The sequence below is a fragment of the Pseudomonas sp. ASL9 genome (assembly GCF_056680335.1).
Genome location: NZ_CM155277.1, coordinates 2,348,058 through 2,364,706, shown reverse-complemented (window position 1 = coordinate 2,364,706; position 16,649 = coordinate 2,348,058). Strand labels below are relative to the sequence as shown.

Below are 16,649 nucleotides of genomic sequence, written 5' to 3'. Positions count from 1 at the left end.
AGAACCTGCCATTTTTGTGCAGTTGTGACTCGGGAAAGTCAATGTATGAAAGTCATGCTACTGGTGATGGATGAACAGCGAGTCATCCTGGATCGCCTGTATGAAACCGTGCAGCAGAACTGCGATGAATGCGTTATCTATCGGCTGAGTAAACATCAGCACATGAATCTGGGTCCGTTTTTCGCGTCGGTCAATCATCATGACTTTGATCGGGTAGTGATTTTCTCGAGGGTCAAACGCCTCGCTCCGCAACTTTCGGTATTGAAATGCATTCCGGGGCTGATTTTTCTGGAACATGACGCCTATCAGAACTACATGCCCAGCAGTAAGTACTTCAAGGCTTATTCGCACCTGTACAAGCGTCTTCCATGGTCTCGTGCGCTGGTTTCGGGTGCCGTCGTTGCGCGTCGGATGCAAGCCGAAGATATCGACGCGGTGTTCGTGTCCAAGGGTTACGACGAACAGACACTGCGCAATTTTGGCGGTGAGCGGGATATTCCAATCGGTTTTCTGGGTAGCCTGAAAAGCAGAGAGTATGCGCAGCGCAAGGCAATCCTCGAAGCCTTGGCTCAACGTACTGGCATGTTGGTGACCCGCACGGAGTCCGGCGCCGAGTATCTGCAAACACTCAATCGCATCAAGGTTTTCGTGAGCGCCGATGCCGGTATGGGCGAATTCATGATCAAGAACTTCGAAGCCATGGCCTGTGGCTGTGTGCTGCTGGCGTGGAGCCAGGGTGAGGAAGACAGTTTGCTGGGCTTTCAGGACATGCACAACGTGGTGTTCTATCGCTCCGAAGATGAGGCCGTGGAAAAGCTCAAGCTGCTGCAGAACGACCCAGCACTGGCGTCTCGTATCGCCAATAGCGGGCAGGCGTTCGCAGTTAGCCAATATTCCTTTGCTCGTGTGGGTCGTGACCTAGCTGTCGAGATTCAGCGTGAGATGCGCCCTTGGCAGCAGCCCTCAGCGCTCACTCGACTGTGGGTGAAGATGCGCTATGGAATGAATGTGCTGAGGAAGTGATGCGTAACGACAAGGTTGAAACGTCCAGTGAAATGGCGTTGGATGCGATGCCTGGCGGTAATCAGATTGTTCTCAATTGCCTGCCCGAGGAGTTGAAGGCGTGCTTGCAAAGGACCACGCGGGTGGTATTGGTAGCCAATAATCCGGCCATCACGTGAGAGGACTTCCAGGCACTGAATATCGGCGTCCATGACGTAGTGGTCGGCTTTAACACGTGCTTGAAGTTCGAGCTACTCTGCCCGACAGCGTCAACGTGCTCGTGCACGGTTTCAACGCACCGGACTGCTACTTTTTCGGTCTTCCTTACCGGGCTGAAGTGCAACAGCTGTTTGAACAACCGGGCACCCGTTGTTTCACAGTGCTGGTGGGCTGTAGCGAGGCGTTGTGCCCATTGCCTCAAGTAGCTCTTTATTGGGACCGCATCCCGCTATCAGCTCTGTGGAACTACCCGACCGATCGCCCGGGCGGAAAACGCTATGTCGGGCCTACCACCGGGCTTCAATGCCTTGGTGCTGTTCGAGTGGCTGCGCGGCCATGCGGGTTATAACTATCAGCTTTTGACATTGGGTTTTTCCAATGAGGCGGGCAAGCTTTGGGGTGGGCACGCTTGGGGCTATGAGCGCGCCTGGTTACTCAAATCGGATGTTGTCAGCGTAAGTCTGCAGTGTCGCAGTTGGTGGCGGACATTGTTTAGTCGCAAATGAAATTCCGGTTTGCGGCCCGTTGTCGACGGGGCGCGGAATCAGGGCTCGATTATTTTTTTCCAGGGTGCAATCAAGTGTTAAATGTCGCGGTCGCTTTTTTTGGGATTCCAAGAAACTCGGAAATCTGCTTTCCCTCGATCCAGGAGAATCTACTTGCACAGCTTCCTGCGAACAGCAACGTAAAGTGTTTTTATCACCTCTATAAAATCGACGAAGTCCAAAACCAGCGCTCAGGTGAAAAGGGAGAGCTGAAGGCGGATAACTACGAGGTCTTCGAGCCGATGACTGGCTTGCTTGACTCAACAGAAGGCGTTCTTGAACGCTGGGACTTCGAGCGAGTGAAAGCACTCGGCGATACCTGGGGCGATGAGCACGTATCGCTCAGGAATCTGATCTATCAGCTGAATTCGCTGCACAGCGTCACCGCGATGATGGAATCCTTCGAGCCTGACTTTGTGGTGTTCGCGCGGCCCGATAATTTTTTTCACAAACCTCTCCCTCCCTATGTGTTCAAGCGCCCGAAGGCCAGACGCTTCAACGTCTACATCCCTGATTGGCAGTGGTGGGGCGGCCTGAACGATCGATTTGCCATTTGTGGCCGTGATGCCTACAAGGCTTATGGAAAGCGTATCGAGCACATCTTTGATTTCTGTGAGTCTACGGGAAGAAAACTGCATTCCGAGCGGTTGCTCAAATACGTGCTGCAACAGGCGGGTGCCGAGGTTTGCACTATGGACACCACGGCCTCGCGTGTTCGAATCACCGGAGCATTTGCCGAAGAGTCCTTCTCGCCTAAGCGCGGGATGGGCAAGCGTGAGAATCGCTACTTTCATCTGTTTGCCCGGTTGCGCACCTTCAGGGACAGGCAGCTCTCGGATAAGCCCGAGAGGTAAACGGCTTCAGGCAAGAGCGGTCGCAGTCATTTTTGCAGTCCGCCTCGCACCAGTTGGACCAATTGCCGCGCCTTGACCTTCAACCGAGTTAGTCCTGACCTTGGTTTTTTCGGTAGCTCCAGCCCCTGTTGCCTGAGCCAATCCTTCCAGCGAATCCGCTCTTCACGCACGATCCAGCCTTCCTGTGGCGCAAAACTCTCGGCCAGATACAGACCTCGGGTGCTGGCGGGTTGCAGTTTGTCGCGTTTGAGCGTGTACAGCTCGGGCTTGGGTAAACCATTTTCCAGAGGCATCAAATACAGGTCGGGACGACTGCGGTTGAGTCGTGCGACCAATTGATCGTTTTCCAGGCGCTCATCAACGTGAAACAGGCTCAGTGGCCTTGCTTCTTTGGGCACCTCCAAGCGCAAGTCGTAAACCAGTTGCAGAGACGCCGTAGGCAGGTGCACGTAAGCGCGCGGGCGCTCCATCAGGGTCATGCTCCCGCAGCGTACGGGTCTGGCAGCGCCGGATAACGGGGTCAGACAAAAGGGCAGGGCTTCACGGTAATGCAGCGCCGAGGCATAGGGCGCAGGGAGCCAGGCACCGTTGAAACGTCCGCTCAGCCAGCCTTGGGGCGTTTCAATCAAGCACTCTTCAGCGACTTCCTGAATGGCGGTGTGCAGCGGCAGATTCAGTTCATGCGCAGGGACATAGCCGGAAATCAATTTCAGCACCACATCGCCACGGTCCTGCCGGCGCTGCCTGACCAACACCCAGTAATCGCGGTTCTGCCAGTTCAAGGTCAAGCGCACTGACACCCCGAGATTGGCCAGATCCACAGAAAAGCGCTCTGCATCGGCCACTTCGATCTTGCGTCGACGTTGCAGGGTCTGGGCGAAGTTCAACGGCATGCCGACGCTCTGGTAATTCAGGCCTTCGGGTGTGGCTTCGACGGACAGCGGCAGGGTTTTAAAGTTGTTGGGGTTTTTCCGAATCAACGTTCGCGGCATGTCGGCTCCTTCTTGCGTTGGCGACGGCCGACACCTGAATCAGGTTTGACGGCGAATCACGGCGGCGGCAGTCGCCACGTTATGGGCCAGGTGCAGCGGATTAATGGTCCCGACAATAGCACTGGCGACGCCCGGATGGTCAAACAGCAACTCGAAGCTGGCCTGGACCGGGTCGACGCCCGGGCTCAGGCACACGTGACCGCTGGCCAGCGCCTTCTTCACAAGGATGGCCTTGCCATGGCGGGCGGCGTAGTCCAATACCGGCTTTTCGCTTTGTTCGTTGAGATTGTAGGTGACCATTGCGCAATCGCCTTCGCGCAACGCCAGCAAGCCGCCTTCGACCGTTTTGCCAGAAAAACCGTAGCCGCGAATTTTGCCCTGCTGCTTGAGTTCGGCCAGCGCCTGATACACCCCGGAGTCGTTAAGCACGGCCAGATCATTGCCGTCTGAATGGACCAGCACCAGGTCGATGAAGTCAGTCTCCAGGCGCTTGAGGCTACGCTCCACTGACAGGCGTGTGTGTTCGGCACTGAAGTCGTGCCGTGACTGACCCCCTTCGAACTCCTCGCCGACCTTGCTGACAATCACCCATTCTTGACGCTGACCACGCAGCAGCGGGCCCAGCCGCTCTTCGCTGGTGCCGTAGGCCGGGGCGGTGTCGATCAGGTTGATGCCCAAGTCTCGGGCCAGCTTGAGCAGCATTTGTGCTTCTCGATCATCGGGGATCGTGAAGCCGCTGGGGTACTTGACCCCTTGATCACGGCCCAGCTTGACGGTGCCCAGCCCCAAGGGTGAAACAAGCAGGCCAGTGCTGCCCAGCGGGCGATGCAGTTCATGCAGGGTATTCATGGCAGCAGTTGATCCCAGACCGGTTGCGCCATGGGCGGCTTCGGCAGGCCGACGAGTGGCAACTGCGGCGTCGGATGAATGTCATCTCGGACCAGTGCAGCCAATACACGATCAGCAAAATCGGGGGCCAGCGCCAGCTTGGTCGGCCAGCCCACCATCAGACGTTGTTGCACCGACAGATAGGCGTTGTCCGGGCGGACCAGGCCGGACTGTGCCGGTTCTGCCCGATCAATACGCAAGGTGGCCCACTGGGCTTGGCTCAGGTCGACCCACGGCAGCAAATTGCCGAGTTCTTTTTTTGCCGCCGCGATTTGTGCAGCGGGTTCACGGGCGACACCCTCGGCTTCGGCCAGATCGCCACCCAGGTACCAGACCCATTGGCCGTCGGCCGCCGGGTGAGTGGTCACCGTGACGCGGGGTTTCGGCCCACCGCCCAGACAATGGGCATACAAGGGCTTCAGGGTCGGTCCCTTGACCATGACCATGTGCAGCGGACGGCGTTGCATGGTGGGATGAGACACCCCCATGGATTTCAACAGCTCCGCATTGCCCGCACCCGCACTTAAAACCACGCGCTGAGCATGAATCTCACGGCCATCGACCCGCAGGCCGATCAGCTCTTCGCCTTCAAGCAACGGTTCGATGTTTTCGCCGGCCAGCAAGCTGTCACCCGACAGCTCGGCGAGGCGTTCGATCAGGCTGGGTACATCGATCACCAGCTCGGCCAGTCGATAGACCTTGCCCTTGAAACCGGGATTTTGCAGCGCCGGTGGCAGGTCTTCGCCGGTGACGTGATCGACCCTGCCGCGCACGGCCTTGCTGGCGAAAAAGCTGGTGAGGTTGCCCGCGATGGTTCCGGGCGACCACAAGTAATGCGCTTCAGACAGTACGCGCACACTGGACAGGTCCAGCTCGCCTTTACCTGCGAGCGCATCACGCCAGCGCCGGGGCATGTCGGCGATCGCTTCGGACGCGCCGCTCAGTGCTCCGTGCAGCGCGTATTTGGCGCCGCCGTGGATGATCCCCTGGGACTTTGTGCTTTGCCCGCCGCCGAGGCTGGCGCTTTCCACCAATACTGTCGAGAACCCTTGGCGTTGCAGGCGCGCATTGAGCCAAAGGCCGGCAACGCCGGCACCGACGATGAGTACGTCAGTGGTCATGGGGGATGGAGTGAGCACAGATGGCATGGACGACCTCGGTGGCTAAACGGATGCCGCCATTATAGAGGATCGAATTTTCAATGCCCGGCGGTTTTCGAGAACAGTTGAATCACGACCACCCCGAGGACGATCAAGCCCATGCCGAGCATCGCTGGCACGTCGAGTTTCTGCCCGTAAATGAACAGCGCGGCAATACTGACCATGACGATGCCCATCCCCGCCCAGACAGCGTAGGCAACACCGACTGGAATACTGCGCACCACCAGCGTCAGCATCCAGAACGCAATGCCGTAACCCACGATCACTAACAGCAACGGCAATGGCGTGCTGATGCCTTTGACCGCTTTCATCGAGACAGTGGCGATAACTTCTGCACAGATGGCAATGGCCAGGTAGTAGTAGGCAGTCATGATGGTGATCCTCTTCGTTAGTCGCGCATTCTAGAGATCGATCAGATGGGGTAAAGTCATTACCTATCTCTCTATTCGATAGGTTGGTGCGCCTTGCAATGGAACCTCGAGCAAATCCGTTTATTCGTCAGCGTCGCCGAACAGCGCTCATTCTCGGCCGTGGCGCGGGATCTGCAGCGCGCGCAATCAGCGGTCAGCAATGGTATTGCGTTGTTGGAGGCTGACCTGGGTGTGAGCCTGTTCGACCGCAGCAGCGGCCGACAACCGCGTTTGACCGAAGCAGGCGGCGCGTTGCTTGAAGAAGCACGAGAGCTATTGCGCCAGTGTGAGCGCCTGGACGGACGGGCACTGGCCTTGATGCGCGGGCAGGAAGCCCGTTTGCGACTGGCGCATGATGAAGCCATGCCTTATCAGCCGGTGCTGGACAGCCTCGAAGCGCTGGCTGAACAGTTTCCCGGCCTGGAGGTGCAACTGGCCAGCGGCGCCCAAGGTGATGTGGCGCGCAAACTGGTGGAACGCCGCGCCGATCTGGGGTTGCTGTTTCACCATGAGCAGATGCCCGAAGCTCTGGAGCGGCGGGTGCTGGGCAGTGTCGAAATGGTCACGGTGTGCGCGGTGGGTCATCCCTTGGTCAGCGCGTCGCGGGTCAGTCGGCAACAGTTGGGCCGCCATCGGCAGCTATTGATCACGCCTCAACAAAGCGGCTATCCCGGTGGCGAACAAATCAGTGCGCAGGTCTGGCGTGCCGACAGTTTTTACGTGATGGCCGAATTGCTCATGCGTGGCCTCGGCTGGGCCTGGTTGCCCCGGCATGTGGTGCAGTACCCGGCGTACCAGAATCAGATGGTCGAACTGACCAGCGACTGGACCCCACCGGCCCTGGTGGTGGAGATGGTCTGGCGCCGTGACGAGCCACTGGGTCCGGCGGCCAGGTGGCTGGCCGAATGCTTTGCTCGGCATTTGCAGGCGATTGGCTGATAAACTCCGGCGCCATGAATAGAACCCTTTATACCCTGCTGTTTCATCTTGGTTTGCCCTTGGTCGCGCTGCGCCTGTGGTTGCGGGCGCGTAAGGCCCCCGCTTACGCACAGCGAATCGGCGAGCGCTTTTCGTTGGGCCTGCCGCCGATGCAACACGGCGGTATTTGGGTGCATGCGGTATCGGTGGGCGAAAGCATCGCGGCGGCACCGATGATCCGCGCCTTGCTGACGCGTTATCCACAGTTGCCGATTACCGTGACCTGCATGACGCCGACCGGTTCGGAGCGGATCAAGGCGCTGTTCGCTGACGAACCGCGCATTCAGCATTGTTATCTGCCCTACGATTTACCCTGGGCAGCCGGACGTTTTCTCGATCATGTCCAGCCTCGGCTCGGGGTCATCATGGAGACCGAACTGTGGCCCAACCACATTCACCAATGCGCCAAGCGCAGTATTCCAGTGGTTCTGGCCAACGCCCGGCTGTCTGAGCGCTCGGCGCGCGGTTATGGACGTTTCGCCAAGTTGACCCGGCCGATGCTCGCCGAAATGAGTGGGTTCGCCGTGCAGACCGAGGTCGAGGCGCAACGCTTTCTCGACCTGGGGGCGCGGCCCGACCGTGTCGAGGTCACGGGGTCAATCAAGTTTGATTTGAGCATCGACCCTCAGTTATTGGTGCGTGCCGCTGAGCTGCGCGAGCAATGGCAGGCCAGCCGGCGTCCACTATGGATCGCGGCCAGCACCCATGCAGGCGAAGATGAAACCGTGCTGGCGGCCCATCGACAGTTGCTCGTCAGCCACCCCGATGCATTATTGATCCTGGTGCCGCGCCACCCTGAACGCTTCGCCAGCGTCCATGACCTGTGTTGGCAGCAAGGCTTCGAGACGATTCGTCGCTCGACGGGGCGAGCGGTGACGTCAACCACGACGGTGCTGTTGGGTGACACCATGGGGGAGTTGCTGTTTCTGTACGCCTTGGCCGATTGTGCGTTCGTCGGTGGCAGCCTGGTGCCCAGTGGCGGGCACAACCTGCTGGAACCTGCCGCATTGGCCAAGCCGGTCTTGAGCGGCCCGCACCTGTTCAACTTCCTGGAGATTGCCACGCTGCTGCGCGACGCCGGAGCGTTGGAAGAAGTGAGTGACGCGGTGGGGCTGGCGGTAGCGGTGCAGCGCCTGTTCGATCAACCCGCACTTGCCCGCATCATGGCCGACGCCGGCCTGAAAGTGATGCGCGCCAATCAGGGCGCGTTGCAGCGGTTGTTGGGGATGCTGGGGCGGGTGTCGGGGTTGTAAGACTGCAGTTCACATTGTGGGAGCGAATTCATTCGCGAATGAATTCGCTCCCACATCTAGAAATCTCGCTCACCCTGTGGCGACAGGCCTGCGAAAGCGATCAATACTCCGAAGGTTTCTCGACGTTTTTCTGCGCTGCCTTCGCCAGGTCCGGCGGCAGGAAGTCTTTGTCCGGGTTGTAGTCGGCTTTGAGGTAGCGTGACAGGTCTTGCAAGTCACCCGGGCTCAGCGTGCCGGCCGCTTGCTTCAGGCGCAGGTTGTCGATGATGTAGTCGTAGCGCGTGTTGTTGTATTCACGCACCGAGCTGTACAGCTGGCGCTGGGCGTCGAGCACGTCGACGATATTGCGTGTCCCCACCTGATAACCGACTTCGGTCGCTTCCACCGCGCTCTGGTTGGAAATGATGGATTGCTTGCGTGCCTGAACTTGCTCGACATCGGTGTTCACTGCGCGGTGCAGGTTGCGGGTATTTTCCACCACTTGACGGCGCAGGGCTTCGCGGCGCTGCTCGCTCTGGTTCAGGCGTGAATAGGCTTCTCGCACCTGCGAGCTGGTCAAACCACCGCTGTAGAGCGGGATATTCAACTCAACGCCGATGCTGCGCTCTTCGACATTGCCGCCATAATTCTGGCCCGTGAAGTTGGGGTTGCTGAAGCCCAGCGCATCGTTATCCCCTCGCTTGTACGAGGCAACCGCATCGAGGGTGGGTGCATGCCCGGCTTTGCGTTGGCGCAGGGTTTCTTCAGCGGCACTCACCGCGTAATTGCTGGCGAGCAGGTTCAGGTTCTGTTGCGATGCGGTGTCGACCCAGGCCTTGGCATCGTTGGGCGTTGGCGCCAGCACCGGCAGGGTGTGAACGATGCCTTCGATGGCGTTGTAGTCGCGGTTGGTCAAGGTCGTCAACGACTGGAAGGCATCCTCCACCTGGCGTTTGGCGATGATCCGGTTGGCGCGTGAAGTGTCGTAACTGGCCTGGGACTGGAGCACGTCGGTCTTGTCGGACAGGCCGACATCAAAGCGCTCCTGGGCTTGATCCAGTTGTCGCTTGAAGGCGGCCTCTTCAGCCTTGGTCGAGGCCAGGGTGTCCTGAGCTCGCAGGACGGTGAAGTAGTCCTGTGCACTCTGCAAAATGAGGTTCTGCTCGGTCGCGGAAAGCTCCAGCGCGGCTTGCTCGTTGACTGCTTCGGCCGCCTGCAACTGGAACCAGCGATCGGCGCGGAAGATGGGCTGGCTCAAGGTCGCTTGATAGACATTGCCACTGCGGGTGGCGGCCATCGCGGGTCGGTCAATTTGAGTGCGGGTGTTGTTGATGTCCGCACCAGCAGACAGGTTAGGCAACAGGCCAGCGCGCGCCTGGGGCACGATTTCCTTGCGGGCGGCGTATTCGGCGCGGGCGGCAGCCAGATCGGCGTTGTTATTCACGGCCTCCTGATACACGTTGACCAGGCCCGTCTTGATCGGTAAAGGCATGTCTGCTGCCCAGGCCATTCCGTTGGAAGCACAAGACACGGCAAGCGCCAGTGAAAGTTTGCGCAGCATGAGACGTTCCCTAGAGTTGATAGTGCGAGGGTGATGTGGAGGCCGCCACTACGGGGCACGATCCGCAACGCTGAGAGTGTAATTCTCGGGGTTGCTCACAACAATCCTGCATATCCGCCATTTATCGAACGATATACAACGATGTTGGCGTTCTGCCTGCGTCTTGACTAGACTGGCGACGTTCTTGTCGGGGTGCCTTGCTATGAGGCTGAGATCGGTTAATCCGGATCCCGTTGAACCTGATCGGGTTAACGCCTGCGTAGGGAACAAGATTTCTCGTCTCCCGGCGAGTCCTCTTGAGTGTCGTCCGGGGTCGATTGTTCAATAAATGAACAGTAACGCCTCCTTTCGATACTCAGCACCAGCCCTGGTGCATCCATGCCATTCAGGTTTGCTCCGACAATTAATCCGCCGCTGGATGATGCCTGGAGTGCCCGTGATGAGTAAAAAACTAAAAGACGCCACCAATTTGAGCGATTCGGCCAAGGTCGATTCGGGATCTGTTCAGCCCTTCACCCGCTCGCAAAAAATCTATGTTCAGGGCTCGCGCCCGGACATCCTTGTGCCGATGCGCGAAGTCACGCTGGACGTGACGCCGACCGACTTTGGCGGCGAGATCAACGCGCCGGTGGTTATTTACGATACCTCTGGCCCCTACACCGACCCCAACGTGATCATCGACGTGCGCAAAGGCCTGGCGGACATCCGTTCGCCCTGGATTGAATCGCGTAACGATACCGAGCGCCTGGTGGGCCTGAGTTCCAACTTTGGCCAAGAGCGTCTGAGCGATGCCGAGCTGACAGCACTGCGCTTCGCCCATGTGCGCAACCCGCGTCGGGCCAAGGCCGGCGCCAATGTCAGCCAGATGCACTATGCGCGTCAGGGCATCATTACCGCTGAGATGGAATACGTCGCCATCCGCGAAAACATGAAGTTGCAGGAAGCCCGCGCAGCCGGTCTTCTGACGCCGCAGCACGCGGGTCACAGCTTCGGTGCCAGCGTCCCGAAAGAAATCACCGCTGAGTTCGTCCGTGACGAAATCGCCCGCGGCCGCGCAATCATCCCTGCCAACATCAACCACGTTGAGCTGGAACCGATGATCATCGGTCGTAACTTCCTGGTGAAGATCAACGGCAACATCGGCAACAGCGCGCTGGGTTCTTCCATCGAAGAAGAAGTCGCCAAACTGACCTGGGGTATTCGCTGGGGTTCGGACACGGTCATGGACCTGTCCACGGGCAAACACATCCACGAAACCCGTGAATGGATCATCCGTAACTCGCCGGTCCCGATCGGTACTGTGCCGATTTACCAGGCGCTGGAAAAAGTTGACGGCGCAGCCGAAGACCTGACCTGGGAGCTGTTCCGCGACACGTTGATCGAGCAAGCCGAACAGGGCGTCGACTACTTCACTATTCACGCTGGCGTGCTGTTGCGTTATGTACCGCTGACCGCCAAGCGCGTGACCGGGATTGTTAGCCGTGGCGGTTCGATCATGGCCAAGTGGTGCCTGGCGCATCACCAGGAAAACTTCCTGTACACGCATTTCGAAGACATTTGCGAAATCATGAAGGCCTATGACGTCAGCTTCTCGCTGGGCGACGGCCTGCGTCCGGGTTCGATTGCCGATGCCAACGACGCCGCGCAATTCGGTGAGCTGGAAACCCTCGGCGAACTGACCAAGATTGCCTGGAAACATGACGTCCAGACGATGATTGAAGGCCCGGGCCACGTCCCGATGCAGTTGATCAAAGAGAACATGGACAAGCAGCTGGAGTGCTGCGACGAGGCGCCGTTCTACACCCTCGGGCCGTTGACCACCGACATCGCGCCGGGCTACGACCACATCACGTCGGGCATCGGTGCGGCCATGATCGGCTGGTTTGGTTGCGCCATGCTGTGCTACGTCACGCCCAAGGAGCACTTGGGTCTGCCGAACAAGGATGACGTGAAGACCGGGATCATCACCTACAAGATCGCGGCCCATGCGGCGGACTTGGCCAAGGGCCACCCCGGCGCGCAGATTCGCGACAATGCCTTGAGCAAGGCGCGCTTCGAGTTTCGCTGGGAAGACCAGTTCAACCTGGGTCTCGACCCGGATACCGCGCGCTCGTACCACGACGAAACCCTGCCGAAGGACTCGGCCAAGGTTGCGCACTTCTGTTCCATGTGTGGGCCGAAGTTCTGCTCGATGAAGATTACCCAGGAAGTTCGGATATACGCAGCCAACCAGCACATCGAAACTGTGGACCTGGCCGTGCAGGAGGGCCTGCGAGAACAGGCCGAGCGCTTCAAGCAGGAAGGTAGCCAGCTGTACAAAAAGGTTTGAATTGAGTTGACCTGAAACACCGCGGCGCCTGCCTCGCGAACAAGTTCGCTCCTACAGAAAAAATGCGATCCCCTGTAGGAGCGAACTTGTTCGCGAGACATCAGTCCAGACGCCATAGATTCCTCAGTCCGCCCCATTGCGACCTGACAACCATTGTTCCTCTGAGATAACCCCCCGTGAACCCCTCAACCAATACCTACTCCCCCGACGTCGCGGTGCCTGTGGGCAAGCGTGTGTTCGGTGGTCGTGATTTGTTTTCCCTGTGGTTTTCCCTCGGCATTGGCCTGATGGTCCTGCAAACCGGCGCGTTGCTGGCGCCGGGGCTGGGCATGTCAGGGTCTCTGCTGGCCATTTTCCTCGGCACCCTCGTCGGTGTTTTGCTGTTGGCCGCTGTGGGCGTGATCGGCAGCGATACCGGGCTTTCGGCCATGGCCGCGCTCAAGCTCAGCCTTGGCACCCGTGGCGCGTCGCTGCCAGCGGTACTCAACCTGCTGCAATTGGTGGGTTGGGGTGCTTTCGAGATCATCATCATGCGTGACGCCGCCAGCTTGCTGGGCGCACGTGCGTTCGCCGAGGGCAGCTTGTGGGCCAACCCACTGCTGTGGACCTTGTTTTTCGGCGCATTGGCCACCTTGCTGGCGGTCAGCGGACCCTTGAACTTTGTGCGTCAGATACTGCGCAAGTGGGGCATCTGGCTGCTGCTGGCGGCGTGTGTATGGTTGACCTGGAACCTGCTGACTAAGACCGACTTGTCCGCACTCTGGTCGCACGCCGGTGACGGTTCGATGCCATTTGCCGTGGGTTTTGATATCGCCATTGCCATGCCGTTGTCCTGGCTGCCGTTGATCGCCGACTATTCCCGGTTCGGCAAGCGCGCCAAGAGTGTCTTCGGCGGTACTGCGCTGGGCTTCTTTATCGGAAACTTCTGGCTAATGAGCCTCGGCGTTGCCTACACCCTGGCGTTCGCGCCGAGTGGCGAAATCAATGCGTTGCTGCTGGCGTTGGCCGGTGCGGGGCTGGGCATTCCACTGTTACTGATTCTGCTCGACGAATCAGAAAACGCGTTCGCCGATATTCACTCGGCGGCGGTGTCCAGCGGGATTCTGCTGCGTTTGAAGGTCGAGCATCTGTCATTGGCCATCGGCGTAATCTGCACCCTGATCGCCTGCTTCGCGCCGCTGGCGCAGTACCAGAACTTCCTGCTGCTGATCGGCTCGGTGTTCGCGCCATTGTTCGGTGTTGTGCTGGTGGATCACTTCATCCAGCGCCGACGTAGCAGCCAGATGGCGACCGTTGGCTTTCGCTGGATGACGCTGCTGGCCTGGCTGGGGGGTGTCAGCACCTATCACCTGCTGGCCAACCTGTACCCTGACGTGGGTGCAACACTGCCAGCCCTGATCGTGGCTGGCGTGCTGCAACTGTTGCTGGGCCAGGCATTCAATCGCGGCGCGGGAACAGTTCCGGCTTGAGGATGCCATTGAGCTGAAGGTAAGACATCTTCAGCTCAATGTGGCCACTGGCATAAGGGGCAATTGTTGCCACGCCGTATTTTAGAATGATTCCGCCAGCGGTCAGGGCGACGTTAGGGGTTTTCTGGAACGGCCACGTCTTTACGAACGCAGGATCCTGAGCGAGGCTGGTGTTAATCAGCCATTCTTTGTGGGCTTGCTGCGCTGTCAGCCAGAACGCCTCTTCCTGCCCCGGCAAAAGCATGTCTTGCAGGGCCAGCGCCCTGTGTTGCTGACGGGAATAGTTAATGAATCCGCGACCGGGTGTTCCCTGTTCGTCACCGGTGTCCAGATAACTGGACAGTTCGACAATCACCAGACCGTCATGCTGTTCGCGTACCTTGGCTTGCAAATAGCTGCCGTTATGGCTTGGCGCTTCACGCAGAAATTGTTCTTCGTACGCTTTAAGCGACACGGGCAACGGTGCGCTTGGCGAGTTGCCGGTCATTTGCAGTAGGGATCTCTCGACAAGGCTGTCGAGTGTCGGCTCATCCGGAAAATGCACGGTGTCGATATTTACTAATGGACAGTCCACCCCGGTACAGCCCGGTTTGATCTGCTCCGAGGCATCACGCCGTACTTCAAGCGGTGCACGCATATTGGGCTGGAAGAGGCTTTGGCAGGCGCCCAGCGTCAGTGCGATGCACGCCAGCGAAGTGATCCTCAAAATTGACATGTTGATCCTTGGCAGTAACAAAAAAAAGGCGAGTTGACGTGGTTCGACTGCAAGCAGCTCCATCGGTTCGCCACTAGGCTAATTAGAAGTTGTTTGCGGACCAGCCGTCTACCCCGGTTACCTCGACAACACTTTTAAGGGCTGCATCCAGCGATAGAGCACGCTAGGATGGCGCGAAGCAGACGCGGGTCCAGTAGTGAGAAATATATGACTGATACGATCAAAACCACCCCGAAGGCGGTGGATATTACGCAACGTGAAAACTGCTTCAAGGGCTTTTACCAATTGGATCGCGTTCACTTGCGTCACGAGTTGTTCGCGGGCGGCATGGGCCGCGAAATCAGTCGCGAGTTGTTCGTCCGTCACGATGCTGTGTGCGTGCTACCGTACGATGCAAGGCGCGACGAAGTGGTGCTGATCGAGCAGTTTCGGGTAGGTGCGCTGGGCAAAGTCGATAATCCGTGGCTGATTGAGCTGGTGGCGGGTCTGATCGACAAAGATGAGCAACCAGAAGAAGTTGCCCACCGCGAAGCAGAAGAGGAAGCTGGGCTTACGTTCAGTGCGATGTTGCCGATCACCAAGTACTTTCCATCGCCGGGCGGCAGCAGTGAATACGTTCACCTGTACCTGGGGCATTGCGACAGCGAGGGGGCGGGTGGGCTGCACGGGCTGGAAGCGGAAGGCGAGGATATTCGCGTGACGGTGTGGGCATTTGACGATGCGTTAAAGGCCATACGCGATGGACGAATTTTCAATGCCCCGACCCTTATTGCTTTGCAATGGTTGGCATTGAACCGGACTGAAGTCAGGGGGCTATGGTCGTGAACCTTGTGCGCGAGCGCTACCGTGTTGATCTTATCGGGCTGCAAGCTGCCTGCGAGGCCAACTATGCGCGCTTGATGCGATTGCTCCCCGGCATGCGCAACGAGCAACGCTCACGTCGGGTGGCAGTTACCCAGGGCGATCAAATGCTTGGCGTGCTGACCGTCGAAGTGCTGCTGGATTGCCCGTACACCACCACCCTGCAAGTACGTCAGGAGCACAGCCTGCCGTGGTTGCCGGTGCCCAAGCTGGAAGTACAGGTCTATCACGACGCCCGCATGGCCGAAGTCATCGGCGCCGAACACGCTCGTCGATTTCGCGGCATCTACCCTTATCCCAATGCCGCCATGCACCAGCCTGATGAAAAGGCCCAGCTCAACCTGTTTCTGGGTGAATGGCTGAGCCATTGCCTGGCGTGTGGGCATGAGTTTGAAGCGGTGCGCTGAGGTTTTTCATCCCTGCGCTGACAAACGGCATCTATTACTGATATCTAGAAGGCTGCTTTCTAGAAGGTGGCGCAGGTCTTGCTGACGGGTTTACCCTCGCAAGGGCCAGATCGCATAATTGTGTCCACATCGCTCAAGGAGATGGCCTTGCCGAGCGCCCTTACTCACACCACCGATTCTTCGGTCATGCTGGTCCAACTGTCCGACAGCCATTTGTTTGCCAATGCAGACCGAAAACTGCTGGGCATGCGCACCCTTGAAAGCCTGAATAAGGTGATTGAGCGGGTTTTGGCCGAACAACCTCGCATCGACCTGCTGATCGCCAGCGGTGATTTATCCCAGGATGGCAGCCTTGAGTCTTATCAGGCGTTTCGTCAGGCCAGTGGGCAGATTCCGGCACCGGCGCGTTGGTTTCCCGGGAATCACGATGAGGTGCCTGCGATGACCGAGGCTGCGCGGCAGAGCGATTTTCTCGCGCCGATCGTCGACCTCGGCCATTGGCGTATCACTCTGCTGGACTCGTCGGTGCCCGGTTCGGTGCCGGGTTACTTGCAGGATCAGCAATTGCAGCTATTGGCGCAGTCTCTGAGCGAAGCACCCGAATGCCATCATCTGGTGTGCCTGCACCACAATCCGGTGGCCATCGGTTGTGCCTGGATGGACCCCATCGGCCTGCGTAATCCTGATGCGTTGTTTGCCGTACTCGATCGATTCCCGCAGGTGCGCGCAGTGCTCTGGGGCCATGTCCATCAGGAATACGATGAACTGCGCAATGGAGTGCGTTTGCTGGCATCGCCGTCCACCTGCATTCAGTTCGCGCCGGGCAGTGTCGAGTTCAAGGTCGACAGTGCCGCGCCAGGCTACCGCTGGCTGCGTCTGCACGCAGACGGCGGCCTTGAAACCGGTGTCTCCCGGGTAGAGGGGCTGGACTTTGACGTGGATTACAGTGGTCAAGGGTATTGAACGATCCGTCCTGATTTGAGTGGGAAACGTCTGAAGGCAAGTCATCGGGCGGCAGTCGCTGTAA

At 58.6% G+C, this 16,649-nt stretch carries 15 protein-coding genes, 1 pseudogene and 1 riboswitch; of the genes and pseudogenes, 10 read left to right on the top strand and 6 right to left on the bottom strand.

Going from position 1 to position 16,649, the window contains the following annotated elements:
* Positions 1-45 precede the first annotated feature (45 nt).
* From AC1ME2_RS10900 to AC1ME2_RS10890, 3 genes and pseudogenes are all read left to right on the top strand, one after another.
* A complete protein-coding gene (locus AC1ME2_RS10900) occupies positions 46-1,023 on the top strand; it encodes a glycosyltransferase family protein (protein WP_480441053.1) in 978 nt (325 codons plus the stop codon).
* Positions 1,023-1,727 (top strand): annotated as a pseudogene (locus AC1ME2_RS10895) (hypothetical protein). Before AC1ME2_RS10900 ends, AC1ME2_RS10895 begins: the two are co-directional and overlap by 1 nt.
* A gap of 74 nt (positions 1,728-1,801) precedes the next feature.
* Positions 1,802-2,620 carry a hypothetical protein gene (locus tag AC1ME2_RS10890; protein WP_480441051.1) on the top strand — a complete coding sequence of 273 codons (819 nt, stop codon included), beginning with the start codon at positions 1,802-1,804 and terminating at the stop codon, positions 2,618-2,620.
* Between the two features lie 26 nt (positions 2,621-2,646).
* Here the strand turns inward: AC1ME2_RS10890 and AC1ME2_RS10885 are convergent, their stop codons facing one another.
* The 4 genes from AC1ME2_RS10885 to AC1ME2_RS10870 all read right to left on the bottom strand — a co-directional run bounded on the left by AC1ME2_RS10885 (position 2,647) and on the right by AC1ME2_RS10870 (position 6,031).
* A complete protein-coding gene (locus AC1ME2_RS10885) occupies positions 2,647-3,612 on the bottom strand; it encodes a metal ABC transporter ATPase (RefSeq protein WP_480441049.1) in 966 nt (321 codons plus the stop codon).
* A gap of 39 nt (positions 3,613-3,651) precedes the next feature.
* Entirely contained in the window at positions 3,652-4,461 is an 810-nt protein-coding gene (locus AC1ME2_RS10880; RefSeq protein ID WP_480441048.1) for an aldo/keto reductase, read from the bottom strand.
* Positions 4,458-5,621: an NAD(P)/FAD-dependent oxidoreductase gene (locus AC1ME2_RS10875; protein WP_480442090.1), complete on the bottom strand. Its 1,164-nt coding sequence runs from the start codon at positions 5,619-5,621 to the stop codon at positions 4,458-4,460. The genes AC1ME2_RS10880 and AC1ME2_RS10875 overlap by 4 nt, the downstream gene beginning before the upstream one ends.
* 77 nt (positions 5,622-5,698) lie before the next feature.
* Positions 5,699-6,031, bottom strand: a complete 333-nt coding sequence (locus AC1ME2_RS10870) for a DMT family transporter (protein ID WP_480441046.1) — start codon at positions 6,029-6,031, stop codon at positions 5,699-5,701.
* Between the two features lie 93 nt (positions 6,032-6,124).
* On the opposite strand from AC1ME2_RS10870, the gene AC1ME2_RS10865 reads away from it, so the two are divergent.
* Positions 6,125-7,009: a LysR family transcriptional regulator gene (locus AC1ME2_RS10865; protein WP_480441045.1), complete on the top strand. Its 885-nt coding sequence runs from the start codon at positions 6,125-6,127 to the stop codon at positions 7,007-7,009.
* A gap of 14 nt (positions 7,010-7,023) precedes the next feature.
* Positions 7,024-8,301: a lipid IV(A) 3-deoxy-D-manno-octulosonic acid transferase gene (gene waaA, locus AC1ME2_RS10860; protein WP_480441044.1), complete on the top strand. Its 1,278-nt coding sequence runs from the start codon at positions 7,024-7,026 to the stop codon at positions 8,299-8,301.
* Positions 8,302-8,401: 100 nt separating this feature from the next.
* Here the strand turns inward: waaA and AC1ME2_RS10855 are convergent, their stop codons facing one another.
* The gene (locus tag AC1ME2_RS10855; protein ID WP_480441042.1) at positions 8,402-9,841 is read right to left on the bottom strand and encodes a TolC family outer membrane protein; all 1,440 of its coding nucleotides are present in this window, start codon (positions 9,839-9,841) and stop codon (positions 8,402-8,404) included.
* Positions 9,842-10,019: 178 nt separating this feature from the next.
* A riboswitch (TPP riboswitch) is annotated at positions 10,020-10,124 on the top strand.
* 156 nt (positions 10,125-10,280) lie between these two features.
* Between AC1ME2_RS10855 and thiC the strand changes: the two genes are divergently transcribed.
* Positions 10,281-12,170 carry a phosphomethylpyrimidine synthase ThiC gene (gene thiC / locus AC1ME2_RS10850; RefSeq protein WP_480441041.1) on the top strand — a complete coding sequence of 630 codons (1,890 nt, stop codon included), beginning with the start codon at positions 10,281-10,283 and terminating at the stop codon, positions 12,168-12,170.
* Positions 12,171-12,346: 176 nt separating this feature from the next.
* The gene (gene cytX, locus AC1ME2_RS10845; RefSeq protein WP_480441040.1) at positions 12,347-13,639 is read left to right on the top strand and encodes a putative hydroxymethylpyrimidine transporter CytX; all 1,293 of its coding nucleotides are present in this window, start codon (positions 12,347-12,349) and stop codon (positions 13,637-13,639) included.
* Here the strand turns inward: cytX and AC1ME2_RS10840 are convergent.
* Positions 13,608-14,354, bottom strand: a complete 747-nt coding sequence (locus AC1ME2_RS10840) for an RsiV family protein (RefSeq protein WP_480441038.1) — start codon at positions 14,352-14,354, stop codon at positions 13,608-13,610. The genes cytX and AC1ME2_RS10840 overlap by 32 nt on opposite strands.
* Before the next feature lie 207 nt (positions 14,355-14,561).
* Here AC1ME2_RS10840 and AC1ME2_RS10835 point away from each other — a divergent pair, with 207 nt between their 5' ends.
* The 3 genes from AC1ME2_RS10835 to cpdA all read left to right on the top strand — a co-directional run bounded on the left by AC1ME2_RS10835 (position 14,562) and on the right by cpdA (position 16,585).
* Positions 14,562-15,179: an NUDIX domain-containing protein gene (locus AC1ME2_RS10835; protein WP_480441037.1), complete on the top strand. Its 618-nt coding sequence runs from the start codon at positions 14,562-14,564 to the stop codon at positions 15,177-15,179.
* A complete protein-coding gene (locus AC1ME2_RS10830) occupies positions 15,170-15,622 on the top strand; it encodes a DUF1249 domain-containing protein (protein WP_480441036.1) in 453 nt (150 codons plus the stop codon). Before AC1ME2_RS10835 ends, AC1ME2_RS10830 begins: the two co-directional genes overlap by 10 nt.
* Before the next feature lie 147 nt (positions 15,623-15,769).
* The gene (gene cpdA / locus AC1ME2_RS10825) at positions 15,770-16,585 is read left to right on the top strand and encodes a 3',5'-cyclic-AMP phosphodiesterase (protein WP_480441035.1); all 816 of its coding nucleotides are present in this window, start codon (positions 15,770-15,772) and stop codon (positions 16,583-16,585) included.
* Positions 16,586-16,649: the final 64 nt, after the last annotated feature.

Coding starts and splice junctions, on each gene's coding strand:
- AC1ME2_RS10840 (WP_480441038.1), bottom strand. CDS start 14,354: ATGTCAATTTTGAGGATCACTTCGCTGGCGTGCATCGCACTGACGCTG.
- AC1ME2_RS10900 (WP_480441053.1), top strand. CDS start 46: ATGAAAGTCATGCTACTGGTGATGGATGAACAGCGAGTCATCCTGGAT.
- thiC (WP_480441041.1), top strand. CDS start 10,281: ATGAGTAAAAAACTAAAAGACGCCACCAATTTGAGCGATTCGGCCAAG.
- waaA (WP_480441044.1), top strand. CDS start 7,024: ATGAATAGAACCCTTTATACCCTGCTGTTTCATCTTGGTTTGCCCTTG.
- AC1ME2_RS10875 (WP_480442090.1), bottom strand. CDS start 5,621: ATGACCACTGACGTACTCATCGTCGGTGCCGGCGTTGCCGGCCTTTGG.
- AC1ME2_RS10885 (WP_480441049.1), bottom strand. CDS start 3,612: ATGCCGCGAACGTTGATTCGGAAAAACCCCAACAACTTTAAAACCCTG.
- AC1ME2_RS10880 (WP_480441048.1), bottom strand. CDS start 4,461: ATGAATACCCTGCATGAACTGCATCGCCCGCTGGGCAGCACTGGCCTG.
- AC1ME2_RS10835 (WP_480441037.1), top strand. CDS start 14,562: ATGACTGATACGATCAAAACCACCCCGAAGGCGGTGGATATTACGCAA.
- AC1ME2_RS10830 (WP_480441036.1), top strand. CDS start 15,170: ATGGTCGTGAACCTTGTGCGCGAGCGCTACCGTGTTGATCTTATCGGG.
- AC1ME2_RS10870 (WP_480441046.1), bottom strand. CDS start 6,031: ATGACTGCCTACTACTACCTGGCCATTGCCATCTGTGCAGAAGTTATC.
- AC1ME2_RS10855 (WP_480441042.1), bottom strand. CDS start 9,841: ATGCTGCGCAAACTTTCACTGGCGCTTGCCGTGTCTTGTGCTTCCAAC.